Here is a 24106-nt window from a genome sequence, read left to right on the forward strand (position 1 = left end):
GTAGCCTAGCGGAAGGTCTGGGGGCAGGCAGCTCCAGATTGTGTGCACTCTTGGCGTCAAGCTGTCCAAAAAATGTGCATGCAGTTTGGGGTGTGAATTGTAGAATGCTGATACCCCTGGAGGATCCACCATGTCCGCCCCCGCAAAAACCGAACGCCCGATGACGGACGCCGAGATCGTCGAAGCCTATCTTACGGCGTCGATGATACCCGATCCCGACGCCGCTTCGGCCTACATGAAGCCGGGCACGGTGATCACCTTCACCGGCGGACGGGAGTTCGATCACCCGCGCGGGCCGACCGGCTTCAACGCGAAGCGCTATCGCTGGGTCAAGAAGAAGATGGATCGGTTCGACGTCTGCCCGGGGGCGGACGAAACCGTCGTCTACAGCGTCGGCACGCTCTACGGCGAGTGGATGGACGGCACGCCGTTCGAGGGCAACCGCTATGTCGATCGCTTCGTCGTGCGAGGCGGCCAGATCGTGAAGATGGACGTCTGGAACGACAGTGCCGAGCGGATACTCGTCCAGCGCGGGATCGAGGCCTAGAGCATGATACGGAAATGCGCGCAGCGGATTTCCGAGAAGATCATGCTCGAACAACCACCTAAGGCGCGACAACGGTTCATCCCGATCTCATCGCGCTCTGGCGCCTGCGAACCATCTTCGGCAGCTTGACGACGCGATCGCTCGTCAGCTCGTCGGCATAGGGTGCGAGGATATCGAGCAGATCGCGGCCGCGCTGCGGGGCAGGGGCCACCAATGCGCGATTGGCCACGGAATCCAGGTGATGGTGCATCAATTCCATCACCTTGACGGCGTCGCCCTTGGCGAGCGCGGCAATGATGGCGCGGTGCTCGTTGATGGCGCATTCGGTGGAATGCGGCCGGCTGTAGAGCGACAGCGTCAGGCAGCAGCGATAGGCGACCTCGCTGACATAGCGCACCAGGATCGGACTGTTGGTCATATGCGCAAGCAGGATGTGGAATTCGGTGGCGAGCCGGATCGAGACCGCATCCGTGCTGCCGCGCGCGCGGTCCTCGGCCTCGACATGGGCGTTCAGCTCGGCGATCTGGCTCTTGGTCAGCTTGCCGGCGAGCTGGCGGACGACGAGGCCTTCGAGCTGGATGCGGATATCGAAGGCATCGCGCGCCTCCTGCCAGCTTGGCGTCGCCACCACCGCGATCCGGTTGCGACGGAGCTCGACTAGGCCTTCTGCGGCGAGCTGTCCAAGCGCGTGGCGGGCGATGGTACGGCTGACGCCGAAACGGTCGCCGAGCGCATCCTCCGGCAGCTTGGCGCCGGGCTCGAGAGCCTGCTCGATGATCGCGCGCCGCAAGGCACGGCAGATCACGCTGACCTTGTCCGACGATTCAGAAGTCTTGCTGGTGCGGCGCGCCGCCATCGGCGAATCCCTGGAGTGGTCGACACCTCGTCCTAGCACAGTCCCGCGCCAGTTCGGCGCTCCAATTGCATGCAGTTCAGCAGTGGGATTGCCCAAATCGTATCCGGCTCCCGGGACGCTTCCTTCATCAGCGGCGCGATAGGGCGGGAATTGGGGTCTGGCATCTAGCTTGCATGCACTTTTGTTGTGATGCGCATGCAACCCAGAACCACGTTTGACGGCCGGGCCGTTGCCCAAGGTGCGGTCGCGACCGCCATCGAACTGTCGGACGCGTCCGTGACCTTCGGGCGCGGCGACCGCGCCGTGCCGGCCCTGTCGAAGACCACGCTCAAGATCGCCGACGGCGAGTTTGTCGCACTGGTCGGCCCATCCGGATGCGGCAAATCGACCATTCTGCGACTCGTCAGCGGCCTGGTGCAGCCCACCAGCGGCGTCGTCATCGTCGGCGGCCGCGAGGTGGCGGCGCGCGCGATGCGGGTGGGCATGGCGTTTCAGAATCCGACCATGCTGCCGTGGATGACGATCGAGCGGAACATCATGCTGCCGCTGAAGATCGTCGAGCCGTTCCGATCGAACTTCCGCAGGCTGCGCAAGACCGAGTTTCGCGACAAGGCCAACGCGCTGCTGGAGCAGGTGGGCCTCAAGGGCTTCGGCAGCAAGCATCCCTGGCAGCTTTCCGGCGGCATGCTCCAGCGCGCCAATCTCTGCCGCGCGTTGATCCACGAGCCGCGCATGCTGCTGCTGGACGAGCCTTTCGGCGCGCTCGACCAGTTCACCCGCGAGGAACTGTGGGCGATCCTGCAAAATCTCTGGATGGCGCACAAGCCGACGGTGCTGCTGGTCACGCACGATCTGCGCGAGGCCGGCTTCCTTGCGAGCCGCATCTGCGTGATGAGCTCACGTCCCGGCCGCATCCTCGACGACAGCCGCGTCGACTTCGTTCGCCCGCGCACCGTGGCCATGACTTTCGAGCCGGATTTCGTCGCTCTGAACCAGAAGCTGCGGGCCTTCATCGAGGATGCGCGTAGCGCAGGCGAGCAGGGAGCAGGCTGATGTTCGGGATCGATGTCAGGCAAAAGGCGTGGTCGGCGGGACTGATCGTGCTGTTCTTCGTCGGCTGGGAGCTGTTCTGCCTCATGACCGGCATGTCCGATCTGGTGCTGCCGCGCCCCTCGCAGGTATTCGCGACGCTCGTCGAGCGTTTTCCGGTGTTGTGGCCGCACATCGTGCAGACATTGGCGACCACCTTGCTCGGCTTCGTCCTCGGCGTTGCGCTCGGTGTCGCCCTTGGTGCCATCATCGGCGTCTCCAGGACGGCCTATGACACCTGCTATCCGCTGCTGATCGGCTTCTCATCGATCCCCAAGGTCGCGGTGGTGCCGATCTTCGTGCTGTGGTTCGGCTCGGGCACGGTGCCGGCGGTGCTGACCGCGCTGTCGATCTGCTTCTTCCCGATCGTGGTCAACATCGCGACGGGCCTTGCCACCACCGAGCCCGAGCTCGAGGACGTGTTGAAGGCGCTGGGCGCCAGCAAGTTCGATATCCTCTGGAATGTCGGTCTGCCCCGCACCATGCCGTTCTTCTTCGCCTCGCTGAAGGTCGCGATCTCCTATGCCTTCGTCGGCGCCGTGCTGTCGGAGACGGTCGCCTCCAACCGCGGCATCGGCAACGTCATGATGACCGCATCCTCCAATTTCAACGTGCCGCTGGTGTTCGCCGGCCTGTTCGTGCTCGCCGGCCTCGGCGTCGCACTCTACGCGGTGTTCTCGCTGATCGAAGGTCGCGTCACCGGCTGGGCCACGCGCAAGAACGACGTGATCGCCACCTGACCAAATTGAACAATCATCACGCAACGAAGCTGAGGAGAGGTCTCGATGTTGAGAAGAGTAGCTGCCACGCTCATGGGATTGGGGCTGTCCATGGGCGCAGCCCTGGCCCAGGACACCACGATCAAGTTCACGTTGGGCTGGAAGACCCAAGGCAGCGACGCCGCGTTCTTCTACGCCAAGGACAACGGCTACTTCAAAGCGGAAGGCCTCAACGTCGTCATCGATCAGGGCGAAGGCTCCGGCGCCACCGTCACGCGCATCATGTCCGGCGCCTATGACGCCGGCTTCGGCGACGTCAATGCCATCATCCAGAACGCCTCGACCAAGCCGCAGGACGCGCCCGTCATGGTCTACATGATGTGGAACCAGCCTCCGTTCGCGATCGTCGCCAAGAAGTCCAGCGGCATCAACACCATCAAGGATTTCGAAGGCCGCACGCTCGGCGGCGCGCAGGGGACGCCGACGACGCGGCTCCTGCCGGTGTTCACGCGCAAGAATGGTCTCGACGGCGAGAAGATCAAGATCTCCAACATGGCGCCGAACCTGCAGGAGCCGATGCTGATCAAGGGCGACATCGATGCAGCGCTGGTCTTCAACATCACCAGCTATTTCAACCTCGTGCTCAACCGCCAGGACCCGGACAAGGACTTCAAATGGTTCTCGTTCGGTGAGTACGGGCTCGATCTCTACTCGAATGGCGTGATGGTGTCGCGCAAGCTGATCGCCTCGAACCCGAAGGCCGTCGCGGGCCTGGTGCGTGCCATCAACAAGGGGGCGATTGCGATCGCCAAGGACCAGAATGCCGGCATGAAGGCGGCGGTGAACTACGACAATCTCATCAACGCGGATGTCGAGAAGCGGCGCTTGCAATATTCGTTCGAGAAGCTGATCGTCTCGCCCGAGATGAAGGAGATCGGCATCGGCGACATCAAGGATGACCGCATGGCGCGCGCCATCGGCATCGTGGTCGAAGGCTATCAGCTCGCCCGCGCGCCGACGCCGGCGGAGGTGTTCTCGCGCGAATTCCTGCCGCCGCGCGCGGAGCGGGAATTGGTTTATACTGCCAATTGATCCCCGGAGACGCTCATGGCCACGGAGATTTCGGCGACCAGCCTGTTCCATGGCCCTGACCGCGGCGTCCGCGATAACGTCGTGCTGCGGCACCACGGCGGCGTCATCACCGAGATCTCGGAAGGGGCGGGGCATGGGCCCCGCTCCTTCGTCATTCCGGCCTTCGTCAACGCACATGACCATGCCCGCGCCGCCGCGTCGTCGTTCGGTGCGGTCGGCATGCCTCTGGAAAGCTGGATCCTGCGAACCGCGCTCGGCACGCCGGTCGACCCGTACCTGACCGCGGCGTCTGCTTTGGCTCGCTCGGCCAAGGCCGGCTGCGCCGGCATGATGGTGCACTACACCCGCCCCAGCGGGACGATGCCTTTGCTCGACGAGGCCAAGGCCGTCGCGCAGGCAGCAACCGACGTCGGCATCCGCATCGCCTTTGCGATGGCCGTGCGCGATCAGAACCCGATCGTCTATGGGGATGCCGAGCCGATGCTCTCTGGTCTGTCCCGCGAAGACCGCAAGACCATCGACGATCTCTTCGTCCGCGCGCCAATGCCGCCCAAGGCATATATCGAGTTGACCGACGCGATCGCCGCTGCCATCGGCGGCCCGATGGTGGACGTGCAGCTCGGGCCTGCGGGCGTGCAATGGTGCTCGAAGCCGCTGCTGGAAGCGGTGGCCGAGAATTCGGCACTGACCGGCCGTCGCATCCACATGCATCTGCTGGAGACCGTGTACCAGCGGGCCTGGGCCGACCAGCACTTTCCAGATATGGTGCGCTGGCTGCGCGACATCGGCTTCCTCTCGGAGCGGCTGACGCTCGCGCACTGCATTCACGCCAGGCCGGATGAGCTGGAGATGATTGCGGCGTCCGGCACGCGCATCGTCACCAATTTCAGCTCGAACATGCATCTGCGTTCGGGGCTCGCCCCGATTGCCGCCGCTCACAAATGCGGCTGCGCGATCGCGGTCGGCGTCGACGGGCTGGCGCTGGACGAGGACGACGACATCCTGCGCGAGATGCGGCTGGTGCAGATGGTCCATGGCGGCCTCGGCTTCAAGCCGACATGGACGCCCGCCGAAATGTTTGCGCTCGCCATTCGCAACGGGCGCCGCGCCACCGGCGCACCCGGAAGCGGCGAACTCGTCGCCGGAAATCCGGCTGATTTCGTCGTCGTCGACCTTGACCGGCTCGACCGTGACGGGATCATGCCTGCCGATCCCATGGCCTTGCTGTTTGCGCGAGGCAACGCCTCGCTGGTGCGAGAGGTTGTCGTTGCTGGGAAGGCGATCGTGAGGGATGGGGTCTGCGCCGGCGTCGATCTGCCGGCGATCGAGCAGGAACTGCGGGGCATGTACCGGACCAATGCCGGCAAATTCGTAAACTTCCAGCGGATGTGGCTTCCGTTGTCGGAGCGACTATCCGGCTGGTTCGAGCGGCAGCTCACCTGCGGATAAAGCAGGGCATGATGTCGCTGCACCTGCGCATCGAAAACCGCGATAGCTGGTAGACGGAACCTGGTCTGGCGACCGGTCCAGCTCTGGGGTATCACCTTGCACGATTGCGCGCCGGCGCAGTTGACGATTACTCCCTGAGGAGCCACCGATGCGTCTTACGACTGTTCTCCTGGCCGCCACATGTCTTGCGGGCGCCGCTTCGGCGGAAGATCTCTCGGGCACCCTCCAGAAGATCAAAGAGACGAAGAAGATCACGCTGGGCTATCAGGAAGCCTCGGTCCCCTTCAGCTATCTGGACGGCAACCAGAAGCCGGTCGGCTTTGCCATGGATATCTGCCTGAAAATCGTCGATGCCGTGAAGAAGCAGCTCGGCATGCCCGACATCGCCGTCGATACGCTCGCGGTAACGTCGTCGAACCGGATTCCGCTGATGGTCAACGGCACCCTTGATCTGCATTGCTCGGCGACCACGAACAATGCCGATCGCCAGAAGCAGGTTGCCTTCACCAACACGCATTTCCTCAGTGCGACGCGATTTGCAGCCAAGAAGGCTGCAAAGATCAACACCATCGACGATCTCAAGGGCAAGGCGGTCACGGCCGTGGCCGGGTCGGTCAACCTGACGCAGCTCGCCAAGGTCAACACCGAGCGCAATCTCGGCATCAATGTGATGCCGGCCAAGGACCAGGCCGAGGCCTTCCTGCTGTTGGAAAACGACCGCGCCCAGGCCTATGCACTCGACGACGTCCAGCTCGCGGTCGCGATCGCGCGGTCGAAGGACCCGCAAGCCTTCATGATCAGCGAAGAGGCTTTCTCGAAGCCGGAGCCCTACGGGATCATGCTGCGGCGGGAGGATGCGCCGTTCAAGGCGCTCGCCGATCGCGCCACGGCGGAGCTCTACGCCAGCCCGGAGATCGAGGTGCTCTACAAGAAATGGCTGCAGTCGCCGACGCCGCCGAACGGCCTCAACTACAACGTCCCGCTGTCGGCCGCCTTGCGCAACGCCTTCAAGAAGCCGAGCTGGAGCGCAGATCCGGACGTGTACGTGGTGAACTGAGGCGGGGGGCGAGGCGCGCTGCGCGCTGCTGTGCCCTCTCCCCTTGCGGGAGAGGGCAGCTCCGCTGGTCGATCCACATTCACTGGGGTGAGGGGTCTGCCTCCGCGGAGAGAGACCCCTCATCCGGCGCTTCGCGCCACCTTCTCCCGCAAGGGGAGAAGGAAGTGCGCACCGCCGTCGCCGCACCAAACGCGCAGCTTCTAAGCATTCGAGTATTTCTTCAGCTCGAACCGCGCGATCTGGTTTCTGTGCACCTCGTCGGGACCGTCGGCAAGACGCAGCAGGCGCGCGGTGGCGTAGGCCTGGGTCAAACCGAAATCGTTCGAGGTGCCGCCGCCGCCATGGGCCTGGATCGCCCAGTCGATGATCTGGCAAGCCATGTTCGGCACGGCGACCTTGATCATCGCGATCTCGGCCTTCGCCACCTTGTTGCCGACCGTGTCCATCGCGTAAGCCGCGTTCAGCGTCAGCAGCCGTGCCTGCTCGATCATGATGCGGGCTTCCGCGATGCGCTCCTGCGTCACCGTCTGCTCCGAGACCGGCTTGCCGAAGGCGACGCGGCTGCGGACGCGACGGCACATCTTCTCCAGCGTGCGTTCGGCGAGGCCAATCAGCCGCATGCAGTGGTGGATGCGGCCGGGACCGAGGCGGCCCTGCGCGATCTCGAAACCGCGGCCCTCGCCGAGCAGCATGTTTTCCTTCGGGACCCGCACATTGGTGAAGACGACCTCGGAGGCGCGATCGGGCACGCCGTAGAAGCCGAACACGGGCAGGGCGCGCTTCACCTCGATGCCTGATGTCTCCATCGGCACCAGGATCATGGATTGCTGCTTGTGCCGGTCCGGATTGTCAGGATCGGTCTTGCCCATGAAGATGCAGATCTTGCAGCGGGGATCCGTCGCGTTGGTCGTGTACCATTTGCGCCCGTTGATCACGTAATGATCGCCGTCGCGCACGATCGAGCTCTCGATGTTGGTGGCGTCGGATGATGCGACCGCAGGCTCCGTCATGGCGAAGCAGGAGCGGATCTCGCCTGCCAGCAACGGCTTCAGCCAACGCTCCTTGTCCTTTTCGGTGCCGTATCGCTCCAGCACCTCCATGTTGCCCGTATCGGGCGCCGAGCAGTTGAACACCTCAGGGGCCAGATGCGAGCGGCCCATCACCTCGCAGAGCGGGGCGTATTCGAGATTGGTCAGGCCCGCGCCATGGCTGGATTCCGGCAGGAACAGATTCCAGAGGCCTTCCTTGCGCGCCAGCGGCTTCAGCTCCTCGACGACGGGATAGACCTTCCACGGTCCCAGCTCTTCGGCCTCGCGATAGAACCGCTCCTCGTTCGGATAGATGTGCCGGTCCATGAAGCTCTCGAGCTTGTGCTTGAGCTCGACGACTTTTGGCGACATCGGGTAGAGCATCTCTGGTCTCCTTGGTGGTCGAGCGGCGGCAGGATCAGCCGATTTCGAGATAGTCCGGGTCGGGCAGCTTCGGGAATGGCGCGGTCGGCAGCGCCTGGTACCAGAACGCGACCGAGGCGATGTCGTCCTGCAGTGGAAGGTACTTTCCGTCCTTCGCGCCGGGCAGCCAGCCCAGCGCCTGGATCGTTACGCGCAAATCGGAGCGGAAGCGCACGGGGTCGGGAATGTGCCAGCGATAGAGGCCGAAGCGCTGCTGCGATTTGTAGACGCCGTCAGGGCGGATCACTTGCGGCAGGCCGGCATAGGGCGTGGTGAACTCCACGTAGCGCGATTGCCCCTGGCCGGCATGCGCCACATGGGGATCGAAATTGTAGGCGCCGCAGAAATAGTCCTCGGTGCCGGTGCCGCAGATCGTCGGGAATTCGCCGTCGCCGTCGATGAAGAACTTGATCTCGCCTTCGCCCCACCAGCCGTTGTTGTTGACGCCCCACGCCATGTAGGTGCCGACATAATGGCCGGCGCCGCTGATGCCGTCGAGGATGGTGTAGACCTGCTTGTAAGGCAGCGGATTGGTGCGACGGAACTGCGCATGAAAATAGGCGCAGTCCTCGGGCACGTCGGTCAGGGTGTAGTTGATCTGGTAGTAGACCGTGAGCTGCTCCTCACTGCGGTTCTCCAGCGTGAAACGCGCACGCTTGCGAAACGGCATTTCCCAATAGCAGTTGAAGGCGCGGCCGGGATTGACGCAAACCGCGAGCGAGGACACCTGCGCGAATTCTTCCCATCCGCAGGCGAAGAAATCGCCGGCCGGGCATTCGACGCTCGGCTGTTCCTGGTCGTCCCAGTAGATGCGCAGAATCGAGTGGCGCAGCCGTCCGCGGGCCAGCGTCATCCAGATCTGCTGGATCGCGCCCTGACCCCGGATGTCGGCGAGCGTGAAAGTCGTGCCCGGATCGATGACGACATAGGGAGAGACTTTCCATCCCTGTCCGAGATCGCGGGCCTGGCGCGCGGCGGGGCCGTCGACGGACATGCCGCCCTTGCCCTTCTCGCCGGTGAAGTTCTCGGGGCTGATCGAGCGCGTCTGCGCATCCGACAGGCGCGATAGATTGCCGAGATGCAGGCCCAATCCGGAAAACGCCATGGTGTCCTCGATAAGGGATTAGCGACATCTCGCTATATCGCCTCCAAATCTACCAAAAGATGAAGATGGTTGCGCACGGAGAGGCCCGTGCGCAGCCGCAGAGGTCACGCGACGCGGTACTCCCTGAACCTCTCGCGCAGGGCCGACTTCAGCACCTTGCCGGTCCCCGTCATCGGGAATTCGTCGAGGAATTCGACGGCGTCCGGCATCCACCAGCTCGCGATCTTCGGTCGCATGTGGTCGAGCAGCGTCTTGCCGTCGACCGTCGCGCCCTTCTTGCGGACGACGAGGAGGAGGGGGCGCTCCTGCCATTTCTCGTGGTTGATCGCGACCACGGCGGCCTGCAGCACGTCGGGATGGGACAAGGCAACGTCCTCGAGCTGGATCGAGGAGATCCATTCGCCGCCGGACTTGATCACGTCCTTGGAGCGGTCGGTCAACGTGACGTGGCCTTGAGGATCGATCACGGCCATGTCGCCGGTGATCAGCCAGCCGTCGCGGTCGAGGCCCTCATCTAGCTTCATGTAGCCCGACGCAACCCACGGCCCGCGGGCGCGCAGATGACCGACGGTCTTGCCGTCGCGCGGCAGCTCGACGCCGGCATCGTCGACGATGCGCAAGGCTGTGCCGAAACAGGCGCGGCCGGAGACCTGGCGGCGGTCGAATGTCTCGGTCTCGCTGAGATGTTCCGATCCTGGCCGCAGGCCCGGCATCGAGCAGCCCAGCGCCTCGGTCATGCCCCAGGCCTGGATGTAGTCGATGTTGTAGTCGCGCTTGAGCTTCTCGATCATCGCGCGCGGCGGGGCCGAGCCCGACGACAGCGTTGCGCGCAGCGTCGAGAATTTGTTTCCGGTGCGGCCCAGCCAGTCGAGCAGGATCAGCCAGAAGCTCGGCACCCCCGCCGACAGCGTCACTTTCTCGCCTTCGAGCAGTTCATAGAGCTTGTTCGGTTCATAGTTGCGGCCGGGCAGCACCAGCTTCGAGCCGGTATAGGGCGCGGTGAACGGCATATTCCAGCCATTGCCGTGGAAGAGAGGCGCCATCGGCATCATCACCTCCCGCACGCCTTCGAGATGTCCCGGCAGGAAGTCGAAATTGCAGCAGGTCATGGTCTGCAGGATCGCGGCGCGGTGCGAATAGATCACGCCCTTGGGATTGCCTGTCGTGCCGGACGTGTAGCAGATGGTGGAGGCGGATTTTTCGTCGAACTCCGGCCAGGCGAAACCGGCCTCGTTCTCCTTTTCCAGAAGCTCCTCGTAGCAATGCACATTGGCAAGCTTCGTCTCGGGCATGCGCTCGCGCGAGGACATCACGACGTAAGCCTCGATCGTTTTCAGCTGCGGCGCGATCGCCTCGACGAGCGGCAGCGTGGCCCGGTCGATGAAGAGGAGGCGGTCTTCGGCGTGGTTGATGATGTAAACGAGCTGTTCGGGAAACAGCCGCGGGTTGACGGTGTGCAGCACATAGCCCATCCCCGGCGCGGCGTAGAACATCTCGAAATGCCGGTGGGTGTTCCAGGCCAGCGTGCCGACGCGGTCTCCTTTCTTCATGCCGAGCCGCTTCAACGCCAGCGCCATGCGCTTGATGCGTGGATGTGCGTCGGCATAGGTGTAGCGGTGGATGTCGCCCTCGATCTCGCGCGCGACGATCTCGGCTTCGCCGTGATAGTCCGCTGCAAACTGGATCAGGCCGCTGATCAAAAGCGGCATGTCCATCATCAATCCCTGCATGGTCCCCTCCACAGCCACGTCGTTGCGTGGTGTATGCTCGTGATTTGCGTTCGAGGTTAGCGGAACGTCGCGCGGCGTTCACGCAAAAAGATGGGACGTGATTGCATGCGTCACTTTTTCAGGGCTAACGTGAGGTGAGCTGCCGGCGAAGCAGCGCTCTTCCGTGGAGGAAATGCATGTCAGCGGAAAGACACAAGACCGGTGCAGCCGGCGAACCTACGGTCGACATTGCGGCTCTCCGCGCGCGCTATCGTGACGAGCGCGACCGTCGTTTGCGGGCCGAGGGCAAGGCTCAGTATGTCGAGGTTACCGGCGATTTCGGCCGCTACCTCGACGACCCCTGGGCCGATCCCGGATTTGCGCGCGCAGCTGTCAGTGAAGAGACGGAAGTGCTCGTCGTCGGCGGCGGCTTTGGCGGGCTTCTCTGCGGCGCGCGCCTGCGCGAGGCCGGCATCGATGAGTTCCGCATCGTGGAAAAGGCTGCCGACTTCGGCGGCACCTGGTACTGGAATCGTTATCCTGGCGCTGCCTGCGATACCGAGAGCTACATCTATCTGCCGCTGCTGGAAGAGACCGGCTACATGCCGGTGCGCAAATACGCGAGGGCGCCGGAGATCTACGAGCACTCCCGCCGCATCGGCCGTCATTTCGGTCTCTACGAGCGCGCGCTGTTTCAGACCGTCATCTCGCGAATGGTGTGGCAGGAGCAAGAGGCGCGTTGGCTGGTCGAGACCGATCGCGGCGATCGCATCCGCGCACGCTTCGTCATTCTTGCCGGAGGTCCGCTCAGCCGGCCGAAGCTGCCGGGCATACCCGGCATCGAATCCTTCAAGGGCCACAGCTTTCATACCAGTCGTTGGGATTACGGCTACACCGGCGGCAATGCGGATGGCGGTCTGACCGGGCTTGCCGACAAGCGCGTCGGGATCATCGGCACTGGCGCCACCGCCGTGCAATGCGTGCCGCATCTCGGCCGCTCCGCGAAGGAGCTCTATGTGTTCCAGCGCACGCCATCGGCGATCGGCGTGCGCGATGACCGGCCGACGGATCAGGGCTGGGCACAGAACCTCGAGCCCGGCTGGCAACGCGAGCGCATGGACAATTTCACCGCCGTGATCTCGGGCGAGCCGTTCGAACGGGATTTGGTGCAGGACGGCTGGACCGGCCTGCTCGGCGAGATCCTGCTGGCGCCGCGTCGTCAGGCGCAACCCGTGACCTCGATGGAGGAGGCGCTGAAGGTCATCGAGCAGGCCGACTACCGCAAGATGGAGGAGATCCGCGCCCGCGTCGATGCGGTCGTCAATGACGAGGCGACTGCAGAGGCGCTCAAGCCCTGGTACAAGGCGTTCTGCAAACGGCCGTGCTTTCACGACGAATATCTCGACACCTTCAATCGTCCCAACGTGCATCTCGTCGATACCGACGGGAAGGGCGTCGAGCGCATCACCGAGAACGCCGTCGTGGCTGCCGGCAAGGCCTACGAGCTCGATTGCCTGATCTATGCCAGCGGTTTTGAGGTCGGCACCGATTACGCGCGCCGCATGGGCTTCGAGGTCTATGGCCGCGGCGGCACGAGCCTGTCCGAGCGCTGGCAGGACGGCGTCAAGACGATGCACGGTTTCTACAGCCGCGGCTTCCCGAACTGCTTCCTGATCGTCACCGTGCAGGCGGGCCAGAGTGCCAACTTCCCGCACATCATCGACGAACAGTCGCAGCACATCGCTTACGTGATCAAGCAAGCCCGCAAGCGCAAGGTGCGAACCCTGGAGCCGACATTGGCCGCCGAGAATGCCTGGGTCGACGAGGTCGTCAGGGCCGCGCTCGGCCGGCAGACTTATCTGGCCGAATGCACGCCCGGCTACTACAACAACGAAGGCGTGTTCGATCCGATCGCGGCAAGAAACAGCCAATATTGGCGCGGGCCGGTGGCATTCCTGCGGCTGCTCGACAAATGGCGGAAGGAAGGCAATCTGGAAGGCCTCGAATTGTCCTATGATCGGGCCATGGAGTCGGCGCGTTCGAGCAGGTAAGATTGCGATCGGTTCACGACGGGAGATGGTGGGTATGATCAGGGGCAGGGCTGTTGCGGGGGCGGTTTTTGGCGCGGTGGCGCTGCTTGGTTGCCTGGCGCCCGCCGCCGAGGCCGCGCAGTGCGGTAGCTCGCCGGCCGGCTTTGAGGCCTGGAAGCGCGAATTCAGTGCGGAGGCACAAGGCAAAGGCATCGGCCAGACCGCGCTCGCGGCGCTGATGCAGACCAATTACGCCAGCGCGACCATTGCAGCCGACCGCGGCCAGCGCAGCTTCCAGCTGACGCTCGACCAGTTCCTGGCCAAGCGCGGCGCCACCACCATCGTCGCCAAGGGGCGGCAGCTCAAGCAATCGCAGGCCGCCTTGTTCGCCTCCATCCAGGAGCGCTATGGCGTCCCGCCCGGACCGCTGATCGCGATCTGGGGCATGGAGACCGGCTTCGGCAGCCAGCGCGGCAACCAGAACATGCTGTCGTCGATTGCGACCCTGGCCTATGACTGCCGCCGTCCCGAATTCTTCACCGACCAGCTCTATGCTGCATTGAAGCTGATCGACCGCGGTACGCTGTCGGGGGCGACGCGCGGCTCCATGCACGGCGAGGTCGGCCAGACCCAGTTCATGCCCAAGAGCATCCTGGCCTATGGCACCGGTAACCTCGAAGTGGCTGCCAACGCGCTGAATTCGACGGCGAATTTCCTCAGGGCTCACGGCTGGAAAGCAGGAGCCGGCTACCAGCCGGGCGAGCCGAATTTCGCCGCCATCGAGGCCTGGAATGCCGCCGGCGTCTATCAGAAGGCGATCGCGCTGATGGGCCGGCAGATCGACGAGGGCGGCGGGGCTGCGGCTTCGCGCTAGGCCGCTCAGCAAGGCGTGATGCGCCGGTGTGAGAAAGTTGTTGCCATCTGGAACAGACGGCATGACGTTTGCTTTGATCAGATTCAGGGCTGGGCATGAGGAGACTCAACATGGCTACCCAGATCGTGATGGACCAGACTGGCGATACACGCCACGAGTTTGATCCTGGCAATGCCGAGGCGCTGGCGCGAGCCGAACGGCGCTTTCGGGAGCTGACCGGCGCGGGCTTCACCGCCGCCCTGCGAAACGGACCTGGCGAAGTCACCCGTATCAGATCGTTCGACCCGACCGCGCAGGAAACGCTGTTCTATCCCCGCCTGGTCGGCGGTTGATCTGAGCTGGTCATGATCGCGGCTGTTTGGCTCCGCGCGCCGGCGCGTGCGCGTCTGCATGCGCTGCGCGAACTCTATCGGCGGTTCTTCGGCGAGAATACGCCGGATGCCCGCGGCCGCCGCCTGCTGTTCGAATGGCTCTCGCCCGCGCAACGCGCGCAATTCGAGGAGCACCGGTATTTCGACGTCGTCGGCTGCGACACCGGCAAGACCTATCGCATTCACTACGGCACCGCGGCCAACGTCCACGAAATCGACGGCGAGGGCCGGGCGCTGATGGGATGGTGCTTCGTCCCGTCAGGCTTCCTCGTGCCCGGCGACGTGATGCTGGCGCAGAAGATTGCGCTCGAGACCGACGAGAAGGGGGCGTTGGCGCTCGCCAACCGGTTTCCGCCGGCAACGCATTCGGAACACTTCTACAGGCGGCCGTTCTAGGCCGGCGACGTAGAGCCCGTCAGTCGTGCGTCATCCGGTAGGCATCCACTGCATGCGCCGTGAAGACGCCGACGCTGCAAAGGGCGAGCAGGCCAGAAATCAGCTCGATCATAGCTCGTCCTCCCGCAGCGGCTCAGCAACGAGGTTTTGGCAGCAGGAATATTCGTAGATCAGTTCGAGGAGGAATTGCATGGTGGCCGTCCCTGTATTTATTTTGACAACTACTTAGACGACCATCTGTTTCAGGCGTGTTTCGTCACATTGGAAAAGCGGTTTCGCGGGGGAACCCCGGGGGCGGGTTTGTGCACTGCGGGCCCGGTATAGCTTAAGCCCTTAGCCGCGTTTTCGAGGGCGGCGCATCAGATTGCGAGGCAAAATCATGGCGCAGGTCGAATGGTTCGACGATCTCACCATCGGAATGCAGTTCAGGTCCCCCGAGGTCGAGGTCACCGAGGCCGACATCAAGCGCTTCGCCGCCGAGTTCGACCCGCAGCCGATGCATCTCGACCACGAGGCCGCCAAGCAGACCCTGTTCAAGGGGCTCGCTGCCTCGGGATGGCACACCGCCGCCATTGCCATGAACCTGGCCGTACAGACCCGTCCTTTCGGTCCGCACCCGCTCATCGGCGCCGGCGTCGATGGTCTGCGCTGGCCCGTTCCGGTGCGGCCCAACGATCGCCTGCATCTGATCGGGGAGCTCATGAGCCTGACGCCGTCGAAGTCGAAGCCGCAGGGCATCGTGCTGGTGAAGTGGACGATGTTCAACCAGAACGGCGAGGAGGTCTACACCTTCACTCCGATCGCAATCGTACCGCGGCGGAGCTGAGGCCACGGCACGCCCTTGGCTGCATGCCGCGCCGCACACCCTTGCGGCTCGCCGGCAGAGGTGGTCATCTCGGTCCGGGGAAGACGCTGGAGGCCGGGAATGAAACGATTTCTTTTCGCAGCTGGCCTGCTCGCTGGGGCCTTGAGCGCCGGGCCGGCGCTTGCACAACAATCCAACGTCGGCGACTGGACCATCGAGAAGCGTACGCAGGATACGCACTGCAATGCGAGCCATGGCTACAAGGACAAGGATGACGAGAACCGCGACTACGTCATCGTGATCACCTATTCCGAGAAGGCGATCGTGATCGTGATGATCTACGAGGGCTGGGAATGGGAGAAGGTCGGCGAGATTCTTCGGGCCGATGTCGGCACTGACGATGCCGACATCATGAAGAAGGCGAAGTGGGAGGTCATGGACAAGACCACCGTGCGCGGCATCTTCGAATACGACCAGTCGATGATGGATCGCCCGTCGAAGGCCAAGCGCCTCACCATCGATTTCGAGGACGATGACGACGACAGTATCGAGATGCAGACGCCGCGCGCCGGCGAAGCGCTGGCGGCGCTGAAGTTCTGCGAGGAGAACCGGAAATAGCCGATCCGATCTCGTTGGTCCCGCCGGGGCGTGTCCCGGCGGGACGCTGGTTCACTCGGCAGGCCCTGCGACCGGCGCCGCGCTGACGTCGCTGCCGTGATGCGTCAGCGGCTTCATGCCGGTCACGGTCCGCAGCAGCACGTAGAACACCGGCGTCAGGAACAGGCCGAACACGGTGACGCCGATCATGCCGGAGAACACCGCAACGCCCATGGCGCGCCGCATCTCCGCGCCCGCGCCGGTCGAGAGCACCAGCGGCAGCACGCCCATGATGAACGCCATCGACGTCATCAGGATCGGGCGCAGCCTCAAGCGGCTCGCTTCGATCGCGGCCCGGATCGGCGTGCGGCCTGCGAATTCGAGCTCGCGCGCGAATTCGACGATCAGGATCGCGTTCTTGGCCGAAAGTCCCACGAGGACGATAAGCCCGATCTGGGTGAAGACGTTGTTGTCTCCCTTCGAGATCCAGACGCCGAACATCGCGGCCAGGAGGCCCATCGGCACGATCATGATGATCGAGAGCGGCAGGGTCAGGCTCTCATAGAGCGCGGCCAGCACCAGGAACACCAGGAGGATCGCAAGGGGGAATACCCAGATGCCGGAATTGCCGGCGATGAACTCCTGATAGGTGAGGTCGGTCCATTCGAAGGCAAACCCCGGCGGCAGCACCTCCGCCGCAATCCGCGTCGCAGCCTCCTGCGCCTGGCCCGATGAAAAACCGGGCGCCGCCGCCGCGTTGATGTCGGACGACAGGAACCCGTTGTAGCGGATCGCACGCTCCGGCCCCGCGCTCTGGCGGATTGTGAGCAGCGCCGACAACGGCACCATGTCGCCGGAGGACGAGCGGACCTTCAACTGCCGGATGTCGTCGGCCCGCGCGCGGAACGGTGCGTCGGCCTGGACGCGGACGGAATAGGTGCGGCCGAACTTGTTGAAGTCGTTGACGTAGTAGGAGCCAAGATAGATCTGGAGCGTGTTGAACACTTCCGTCACGGGCACGCCCAGCTGGAGCGCCTTGGTGCGGTCGATGTCGGCGAACAGCTGGGGCACGTTGACCTGGAAGCTCGAGAACACGCCGGCGATCTCCGGCGCCTTCTGCATCGCCGCCATGAACGCGTTGGTGGCTTGGTTCAGCGCCTCATAGCCGAGACCGGCACGATCCTCGATCTGCAACTTGAAGCCGCCGATAGTGCCGAGGCCGTTGACCGGGGGCGGCGGGAACATGGCGATGAAGGCTTCCTGGATGCCGGCATATTTCTTGTTCAGCTCGGCGGCGATGGCGGGACCACTGAGCGAGGGATCCTTCCGTTCGTCGAACGGCTTGAGCGTCGAGAACACGATGCCGGCGTTGGAGGAGTTGGTGAAGCCGGAGATCGACAGGCCGGGGAAGGCGACCGAGCTCTCGACACCGGGCTGGGTCAGCGCGATGTCGCTCATCTTGCGGATCACCTCTTCGCTGCGGTCGAGCGCGGCGCCGTCTGGCAGGCGGGCGAAGCCGACCAGATATTGCTTGTCCTGGCCCGGCACGAAGCCGCCCGGCACCTGTTGGAACAAGAGGGCCGTGATGCCGACGAGAACCACATAGAGGCCCATCACCGCGGCCTTGCCCGAGATCACCTTGCTGACGCTGCCGCTGTAATTTTCCGAGGAACGCGTGAATGCCTTGTTGAAGCCGCGGAAGAACCAGCCGAGGCTCTTTTCCATGATCAGCGTCAGCCTGTCCTTCGGCTCGTTGTGGCCCTTGAGCAGGAGTGCCGACAGTGCCGGCGACAGCGTCAGCGAGTTGACGGCCGAGATCACGGTCGAGATCGCGATCGTCAGCGCGAACTGCTTGTAGAATTGCCCCGTGAGGCCGGAGATGAAGGCGAGCGGCACGAACACCGCGACCAGCACCAGAGCGATCGCGATGATGGGTCCCGAGACCTCGCGCATCGCCTGATAGGTGGCATCGCGCGGCGACAGGCCGGACTCGATGTTGCGCTCGACATTCTCCACCACGACGATGGCGTCGTCGACGACGATGCCGATCGCGAGCACGAGGCCGAACAGGCTGAGCGCGTTGATGGAGAAGCCGAACACGTGCATCACCGCGAACGTGCCGACGATCGACACCGGCACGGCCAGCAGCGGGATGATCGAGGCCCGCCAGGTCTGCAGGAACAGGATCACCACCAGCACGACCAGCGCAATCGCTTCCAGCAGCGTATGGATCACTGCCTCGATCGAGGAGCGCACGAACTGGGTCGGGTCATAGACGATCTGGTAGGACACGCCCTCGGGCATGTTCTTCTTGATCTCCGCCATGGTGGCGCGGACATTGTCGGAGATCTGGAGCGCGTTGGAGCCCGGCGCCTGGAAGATCGGGATCGCCACCGCCTGCTTGTTGTCCAGCAGCGAGCGCAGGCCGTATTCGGAGGCACCGAGTTCGACGCGCGCGACGTCGCGCAGGCGCACCACTTCACCGCGCCCGCCGGTCTTGACCACGATGTCGCCGAACTGCTCCTCGTTCGCGAGGCGGCCTTCCGCGTTGACGGAGAGTTGCAGGTCGATGCCCGCGACGTTCGGGGAGGAGCCGACCACACCGGCGGCGGCCTCGACGTTCTGCGCCTGGATCGCCCGCACGATGTCGCTCGCGGTGAGGCCGTGCTCGGCGGCCTTCTGCGGATCGACCCAGATCCGCATCGAATAGTCGCCGGCACCATAAAGCTGGACGTCGCCGACGCCGTCGATCCGCGCGAGCCGGTCCTTGACGTTGAGCACGGCGTAGTTGCGCAAGTAAGTCATGTCGTAACGGCCGTTCGGCGAGAGCAGGTGAACGACCATGGTGAGATCGGGCGACGACTTCTTGGTGATGATGCCGAGCTGGCGCACCACGGCGGGCAGGCGCGGCTCGGCCTGCTGCACGCGGTTCTGCACCAGCTGGGTCGCCTTGTCGGGGTCGGTGCCGAGCCGGAACGTCACGGTCAGCGTCATGGCGCCGTCAGTGGTCGCCTGGCTCGACATGTAGAGCATGTTCTCGACGCCGTTGATCTGCTCCTCGATCGGCGTCGCCACTGTCTCGGCGATCACCTTGGGATTGGCGCCGGGATAGGTCGCGCGCACCACGACGGAGGGCGGCACCACGTCCGGATATTCCGAGATCGGCATCGCGAACAGCGAGATCAGGCCGGCAAGGAAGATCAGGACCGACAGCACGCCGGCAAAGATCGGACGATCAATGAAGAATTTCGAGAGATTCATGGCCTTGCCCCTGGGCAAATTTCTTGGTCGTCCCCGGTCGGCTCCGCCGTCATTCCGGGGCGCGCGAAGCGCGAACCCGGAATCCAGAGATGATGTGATCGGAGTTTCGTACGCTCGAGATCCCGGGTTCGCGCGATGCGCGCCCCGGGATGACGAGGTGCGCTAGCGTTGCACGACGTCCTGGTTGCTGTGGTTGGAAGCCTGCTGTGGCCCACGCGCACCCATTGCGGCGACCTCGGTCTTGAGCAGGGCGCCCGGACGCACACGCTGCAGGCCGTTGACGACGATGCGATCGCCCGGCTTCAAGCCGTCAGTCACGATGCGCAATCCGTCCACGGCGCCGCCGAGCGTGACCGGCCGGTAGACCGCGCGGCTGTCGTCGCCGACCGCCATCACGAACTTCTTGTCCTGGTCGGTGCCGATCGCGCGCTCGTCGATCATCACGAGCGTCTGCTGCTTCGGCTGGCCCATGCGGACGCGGGCGAACTGGCCGGGGATGAGACGCCCGTCCTCGTTGCGGAAGACAGCGCGGACACGGATCGTGCCGCTCTGGCCGTTGACCTGGTTGTCGATGAGCTGGATATGGCCTTTCGCCGAGAGGCCGCCGGAGGTCGTCATCTCCACCGGGATCTGGTCGAGCTTGCCACGCTGGCCCGTGGCATCCGCGATCGAGTTCAGCGCACGCAGCACGATCTCCTCGTCCGCATCGAACGACGCATAGATCGGATTGACCGAGACCAGCGAGGTCAGCACCGGGGAGGCGGTGCCGGCGGCGACGAGATTGCCGACGGTGACCTCGATCTTGCCGACGCGGCCATCCACGGGCGCGCGCACCTCGGTGTAGTCGAGGTTGAGCTTTGCGGTCTGCAGCGTTGCCTCGGCCGCCTTCACGTTGGCGATCGCTTCCCGGTTGGCGTTCTCGCGCTGATCGAAATCGCGGCGTGTCACGACGGCGTTGCCGACGAGCTGCGCGCCGCGTTCGACCTCGCTGGTGGTGAACACCACGCGTGCCTTCGCCGCCTCGAGCTGGGCGTTGGCCTTGTCGACCTCCGCCGCATAAGGCGCCGGATCGATCTTGAACAGGACGTCGCCGGCCTTCACCAGCGCGCCTTCAGTGAACTTGGTCGCAAGGATCGCGCCGGCGACGCGAGGGCGGAGCTCGACGCGGTTGATGGCCTCGAGCCGACCGGAGAAATCGTCCCACAGCGCGGTCTGCCGCGGTTCGATCATCGCGACGGTGACGGAAACGGCTTGTTCGGCCGCGGCGGCCGGTGCGGTCGCCTGCGCCGCGTGGAAGTAGCGGCCGGTCGCGATCGTACCAGCGACGGCAAGGGTGCCCACGACGGCTACGCCGCCGAGGAGGCGGCGAAAGCGGCCGGTACGGGAGGTATTTCGGGCGGGGTGCATTTGCGCGCTCCAGATATGTAGTGTTCACTACAGATGTGGAGCTGGATCTCGCAGTGCAAGATACTTATGTATCATTCACTAAAGAAAATTGTACGCCGATACCGCGACAATGGGAAGACACAAGAAAAAGAAAAGCCAGAACAAATAGATAGGATCAGGCGTTAGGCCGATATTGGGCGCCGATTCCGAGGAGACAGGCACATGGGCATGGGACGCCCCCGCGAATTCGATGCCGATATTGCGTTGGACCAGGCGATGGAAGTGTTTTGGCGCCATGGCTATGAAGGCGCCACCATCGCTCAGTTGACCGAGGCCATGGGCATCAATCCCCCGAGCCTCTATGCCTGTTTCGGCAACAAGGAAGGCCTGCTCAAAGCCGCGCTCGACCGCTACAGCAAGCTGCGCGGTTCCTGGATGGACGAGGTGGTCGCCGCCGCCACCGCCCGCGACGTCGCCGAGCGGATGCTGATGGGTATTGCCGACAAGCAGACCGATCCCGCCAATCCGCCCGGCTGCCTGCTCGTGCAGGGCGGCATCGCCTGCGGCACCGGCTCCGAGAACGTGCCGTTCGAGCTCGCCGCCCGCCGCGCCGAGAACGAAGACCAGCTCCGCGACCGCTTCATCCGCGCCAAGGCCGAGGGTGATCTCAAGCCGAGCTCCGATCCCGCCGCGCTCGCGCGCTATGTCCTGGCGGTGTCGGTCGGCATGGGTGTCATGGCCTCATCGGGTGCGGATCGCGAAGCGCTGCGACAGGTAGCGAGTGTGGCCGTGCAGGCGGTCGAGGCGCAGTCGGCCGGCGGTTAGTCGCTCATCCCTTACTGCAAAACGGAATCTCATCCTGAGGCGGACGTCCCGAAGGAAGAACTGCAGTCGGGCTTCCGGCGAGCGATTCTTTATATCCGCTAGTCATCGAGGTAAGACGCCCATAGATTGCATCAGCGAACTGAGATAATGTCAGGTTTTTGGATGGCCGTGCGGCGTCATTCGCATTTTATTTCGGTGCCTGGTTCATGAAGAAGCCACCGATGAACGGAGGAAAGATTCAACGAGGATTTCTTCCCCGTGTGCATCATTCCAAGGTTTCTGCTTTTGCTGGCAAGGCGAACGATCTTGATGCGCTGCGAGGCGCTGTGGTTGACGCCGCAGGCGTAAGCGTTGGACTTTGGTTGAGCTATCTTTTCGTATTGTTCTATCTTGCGATTGCAGTCGGCAGCGTTACCCATCGTGACCTTTTCCTTGAAAAAGCAGTCAAGCTTCCCTTTCTTAATGTCGAACTTCCGCTGGTCGCCTTTTTTGTGGTTGGACCAGGCCTCTTCTTGATCGTCCACGCATATGTCCTGCTTCACTTTACGCTTCTGGCTGACAAGACCGGTGCATTTCACGAGCAGCTGACGCGGCAGATCGGTGATCCTCGGACACGATCGAGTTTACGGCGTCAGCTGCCTAGCAATATCTTCGTTCAATATTTGGCGGGCCCGCCACAGGTGCGCGCTGGTCTCGTTGGCTTTCTGTTACGCTCCATCGCCGAGATCAGCTTGGTTTATCTCCCAATCGCTCTGCTTGTTCTCTTTCAGCTTCAATTTCTGGCCTATCACAGCGAGACCATCACTCTTTGGCATCGGGGAGCGCTGGTCATTGAGCTCATTTTTGTCTGGGCCCTTTGGCCTTCGATCGCACGAGGCGAGATTTCGAGAGTGGGAGCGCTGACGCTGCGAAGCAGGCGCGTTGTGGCGTCGATCGCCGGCACTCTCTTGATCCTGACCTTTAGCGTCGGCATCGCAACGTTCCCGGGCGAATGGCTGAATGAAAATACGCCGTCGTTCCGTCTGATACCCACGCATGTGCCTTGGTTGGCGGCGAGTACATCCACCCCTTCTGACTTGCCGCCACCGCCGGACATCGGCCTCATCGAGGAAGAGCTAGACGCACCGACGAGTTACTTTGCGAGCATATGGAATCCGATCCAACGAAGGTTGAACCTGATGGACCGCCGGTCTCTTCATGATTTGCTGATTGCTGGAGAGGTCGATGCTGTTACCCGAAGGCCTGTAAGCCTCTGGTCCAACCGGCTTGTCTTGCCCCAGCTGGATCTCGCGTCTGGCGAAAGCTTGTCGCTCAGAGGGCGCAATCTCCAGCGGGCCGTGCTCTTCGCAGCGCAGATTCCGAAGGCGGATTTTACCGGAGCACGCATGCAGGAAGTTCTGCTTGATGGAGCTGATCTTCGCGGAGCGCGGTTTGGATGCGGTAAGGGAAATCTGCTGGCGATAGGTGGGTTTTTCTATTCCAGTAGTCTACCTGACGTGAAAGACAGATTTGATGGGGAGGACTGCACGCAGCTTCAAAATGCTTCGCTGAGAAATGCTAGGCTTCAGGACGCAGTCCTGGATGGCGCAGAGCTTCAAGGTGCCGATCTTCACGGAGCTCTATTGCATGGTGCGTCTATGACGGCCGCAAGGCTGCAAGGATCGTCGTTGATGAATGCGGAATTGCATGGAGCTATCCTTGATAAGGCAAATCTGATGGGAGCGGATCTATCGCATGCGGAGTTGTATGCGGCGTCGCTAATCATAACAGTTCTTGATGGCGCAAAATTATACTTGACCCAGCTTCATGGAGCCCGGTTTGTCCAAACTGACCTTTCCGGCACTGCGATGTTCGCTCCGTACACTTGGCGCGCGACGGTGCTGCCGAGGCGTTCGGACGCAACGCTCGTGCTGGCGCCGAATGCGAAACCCGAATACGAGTCAAAGCTAGGCGAGGACTGCAAAGAGAAAGTGCCGGTAACCGGAAAGAGCTATACTTCGAATGGCTGCGTTTGGTCGAAAAAAAGGTTCGAGTTGGTAAAGCAAACAATCGTAGAGGGCATACCCGATACGGAAAGACGCAAACGAGTTATCGACAGAATTGAGGTGCTCAATCCCGCGGCACCGGCCGTTCCTGGGCACAATGCGGAAAGTTCGGATGTGTGGCAGCGGTTGACCTCGACTTCCCCCTCGAGAGCCGAGAGTATTGGCGTGCGTGCGAAATTGCTGGCGTCTGCGGCTTGCGAAACGCGGGGCTCCTACCTTATCCGGGCCCTTCTAGCGAAACGTTTTGATGTCGAACTCAGGCAGCAGATGGCGCAGAATATAGTCACAGAGCGCGATTGTCGGGGAACAAGCGGTCTGTCTCAGCCAGAGCGCCGTTGGCTTGAATCTTACGCAACCGATTAATCCGCGCCTATCCGCTGGCGAACGCGACCGCGCAAGCGACTGAGATGCGGTCGGCTGGCTAGATGTAGCGACGCCGTCG

General features: G+C 63.2%; 20 protein-coding genes. 14 read left to right on the plus strand and 6 right to left on the minus strand.

Features of this window, described 5'->3' with window-relative positions; genetic code table 11:
- Positions 1-130 precede the first annotated feature (130 nt).
- Positions 131-547, plus strand: coding sequence for a nuclear transport factor 2-like protein (locus ACFDR6_RS08930; protein ID WP_212086966.1), 417 nt, complete (start codon positions 131-133; stop codon positions 545-547).
- Between the two features lie 76 nt (positions 548-623).
- On the opposite strand, the gene ACFDR6_RS08935 is transcribed toward ACFDR6_RS08930, so the two are convergent.
- A complete protein-coding gene (locus tag ACFDR6_RS08935) occupies positions 624-1403 on the minus strand; it encodes a GntR family transcriptional regulator (protein ID WP_375858072.1) in 780 nt (259 codons plus the stop codon).
- Between the two features lie 189 nt (positions 1404-1592).
- Between ACFDR6_RS08935 and ACFDR6_RS08940 the strand changes: the two genes are divergently transcribed.
- The 5 genes from ACFDR6_RS08940 to ACFDR6_RS08960 all read left to right on the plus strand — a co-directional run bounded on the left by ACFDR6_RS08940 (position 1593) and on the right by ACFDR6_RS08960 (position 6809).
- Positions 1593-2456, plus strand: a complete 864-nt coding sequence (locus ACFDR6_RS08940) for an ABC transporter ATP-binding protein (protein WP_375858073.1) — start codon at positions 1593-1595, stop codon at positions 2454-2456.
- Positions 2456-3232, plus strand: a complete 777-nt coding sequence (locus tag ACFDR6_RS08945; RefSeq protein ID WP_375858074.1) for an ABC transporter permease — start codon at positions 2456-2458, stop codon at positions 3230-3232. The genes ACFDR6_RS08940 and ACFDR6_RS08945 overlap by 1 nt, the downstream gene beginning before the upstream one ends.
- A gap of 45 nt (positions 3233-3277) precedes the next feature.
- Positions 3278-4303, plus strand: coding sequence for an ABC transporter substrate-binding protein (locus ACFDR6_RS08950; protein WP_375847679.1), 1026 nt, complete (start codon positions 3278-3280; stop codon positions 4301-4303).
- Between the two features lie 15 nt (positions 4304-4318).
- Positions 4319-5752, plus strand: a complete 1434-nt coding sequence (locus ACFDR6_RS08955) for an amidohydrolase family protein (protein ID WP_375858075.1) — start codon at positions 4319-4321, stop codon at positions 5750-5752.
- A gap of 148 nt (positions 5753-5900) precedes the next feature.
- Entirely contained in the window at positions 5901-6809 is a 909-nt protein-coding gene (locus ACFDR6_RS08960) for an amino acid ABC transporter substrate-binding protein (RefSeq protein ID WP_375858076.1), read from the plus strand.
- Between the two features lie 200 nt (positions 6810-7009).
- Here ACFDR6_RS08960 and ACFDR6_RS08965 read toward each other — a convergent pair whose 3' ends face one another.
- The 3 genes from ACFDR6_RS08965 to ACFDR6_RS08975 all read right to left on the minus strand — a co-directional run bounded on the left by ACFDR6_RS08965 (position 7010) and on the right by ACFDR6_RS08975 (position 11095).
- Complete coding sequence (locus ACFDR6_RS08965; protein ID WP_375858077.1) at positions 7010-8221, minus strand: acyl-CoA dehydrogenase family protein; 1212 nt, start codon at positions 8219-8221, stop codon at positions 7010-7012.
- Positions 8222-8255: 34 nt separating this feature from the next.
- Positions 8256-9365, minus strand: a complete 1110-nt coding sequence (locus ACFDR6_RS08970; RefSeq protein ID WP_375858078.1) for a glycoside hydrolase family 172 protein — start codon at positions 9363-9365, stop codon at positions 8256-8258.
- 104 nt (positions 9366-9469) lie between these two features.
- Entirely contained in the window at positions 9470-11095 is a 1626-nt protein-coding gene (locus ACFDR6_RS08975) for a long-chain fatty acid--CoA ligase (RefSeq protein WP_375858079.1), read from the minus strand.
- 176 nt (positions 11096-11271) lie between these two features.
- On the opposite strand from ACFDR6_RS08975, the gene ACFDR6_RS08980 reads away from it, so the two are divergent.
- The 6 genes from ACFDR6_RS08980 (at position 11272) to ACFDR6_RS09005 (ending at position 16168) form a co-directional block, all read left to right on the plus strand.
- A complete protein-coding gene (locus ACFDR6_RS08980; protein WP_375858080.1) occupies positions 11272-13125 on the plus strand; it encodes a flavin-containing monooxygenase in 1854 nt (617 codons plus the stop codon).
- Between the two features lie 34 nt (positions 13126-13159).
- A complete protein-coding gene (locus tag ACFDR6_RS08985; RefSeq protein WP_212086894.1) occupies positions 13160-13978 on the plus strand; it encodes a lytic murein transglycosylase in 819 nt (272 codons plus the stop codon).
- A 110-nt stretch (positions 13979-14088) separates the two neighbouring features.
- Entirely contained in the window at positions 14089-14310 is a 222-nt protein-coding gene (locus tag ACFDR6_RS08990; RefSeq protein ID WP_018319783.1) for a hypothetical protein, read from the plus strand.
- A 12-nt stretch (positions 14311-14322) separates the two neighbouring features.
- Positions 14323-14745, plus strand: a complete 423-nt coding sequence (locus ACFDR6_RS08995) for a hypothetical protein (protein WP_212086891.1) — start codon at positions 14323-14325, stop codon at positions 14743-14745.
- Between the two features lie 379 nt (positions 14746-15124).
- Positions 15125-15571: a MaoC family dehydratase gene (locus ACFDR6_RS09000; protein WP_375858081.1), complete on the plus strand. Its 447-nt coding sequence runs from the start codon at positions 15125-15127 to the stop codon at positions 15569-15571.
- A 99-nt stretch (positions 15572-15670) separates the two neighbouring features.
- Positions 15671-16168, plus strand: coding sequence for a hypothetical protein (locus ACFDR6_RS09005; protein ID WP_375858082.1), 498 nt, complete (start codon positions 15671-15673; stop codon positions 16166-16168).
- 51 nt (positions 16169-16219) lie between these two features.
- Here the strand turns inward: ACFDR6_RS09005 and ACFDR6_RS09010 are convergent, their stop codons facing one another.
- Together ACFDR6_RS09010 and ACFDR6_RS09015 are read right to left on the minus strand one after the other, a co-directional pair.
- Positions 16220-19408 (minus strand): efflux RND transporter permease subunit, encoded by a 3189-nt coding sequence (locus ACFDR6_RS09010; RefSeq protein WP_375858083.1) that lies wholly within the window; start codon positions 19406-19408, stop codon positions 16220-16222.
- 162 nt (positions 19409-19570) lie between these two features.
- Entirely contained in the window at positions 19571-20815 is a 1245-nt protein-coding gene (locus tag ACFDR6_RS09015; RefSeq protein ID WP_212086878.1) for an efflux RND transporter periplasmic adaptor subunit, read from the minus strand.
- 201 nt (positions 20816-21016) lie between these two features.
- On the opposite strand from ACFDR6_RS09015, the gene ACFDR6_RS09020 reads away from it, so the two are divergent.
- A complete protein-coding gene (locus ACFDR6_RS09020; protein WP_212086875.1) occupies positions 21017-21619 on the plus strand; it encodes a TetR/AcrR family transcriptional regulator in 603 nt (200 codons plus the stop codon).
- A gap of 206 nt (positions 21620-21825) precedes the next feature.
- A complete protein-coding gene (locus ACFDR6_RS09025) occupies positions 21826-24027 on the plus strand; it encodes a pentapeptide repeat-containing protein (RefSeq protein ID WP_375858084.1) in 2202 nt (733 codons plus the stop codon).
- Positions 24028-24106: the final 79 nt, after the last annotated feature.

The sequence above is a fragment of the Bradyrhizobium tunisiense genome (genome assembly GCF_042263385.1).
Taxonomy (GTDB): domain Bacteria; phylum Pseudomonadota; class Alphaproteobacteria; order Rhizobiales; family Xanthobacteraceae; genus Bradyrhizobium; species Bradyrhizobium tunisiense.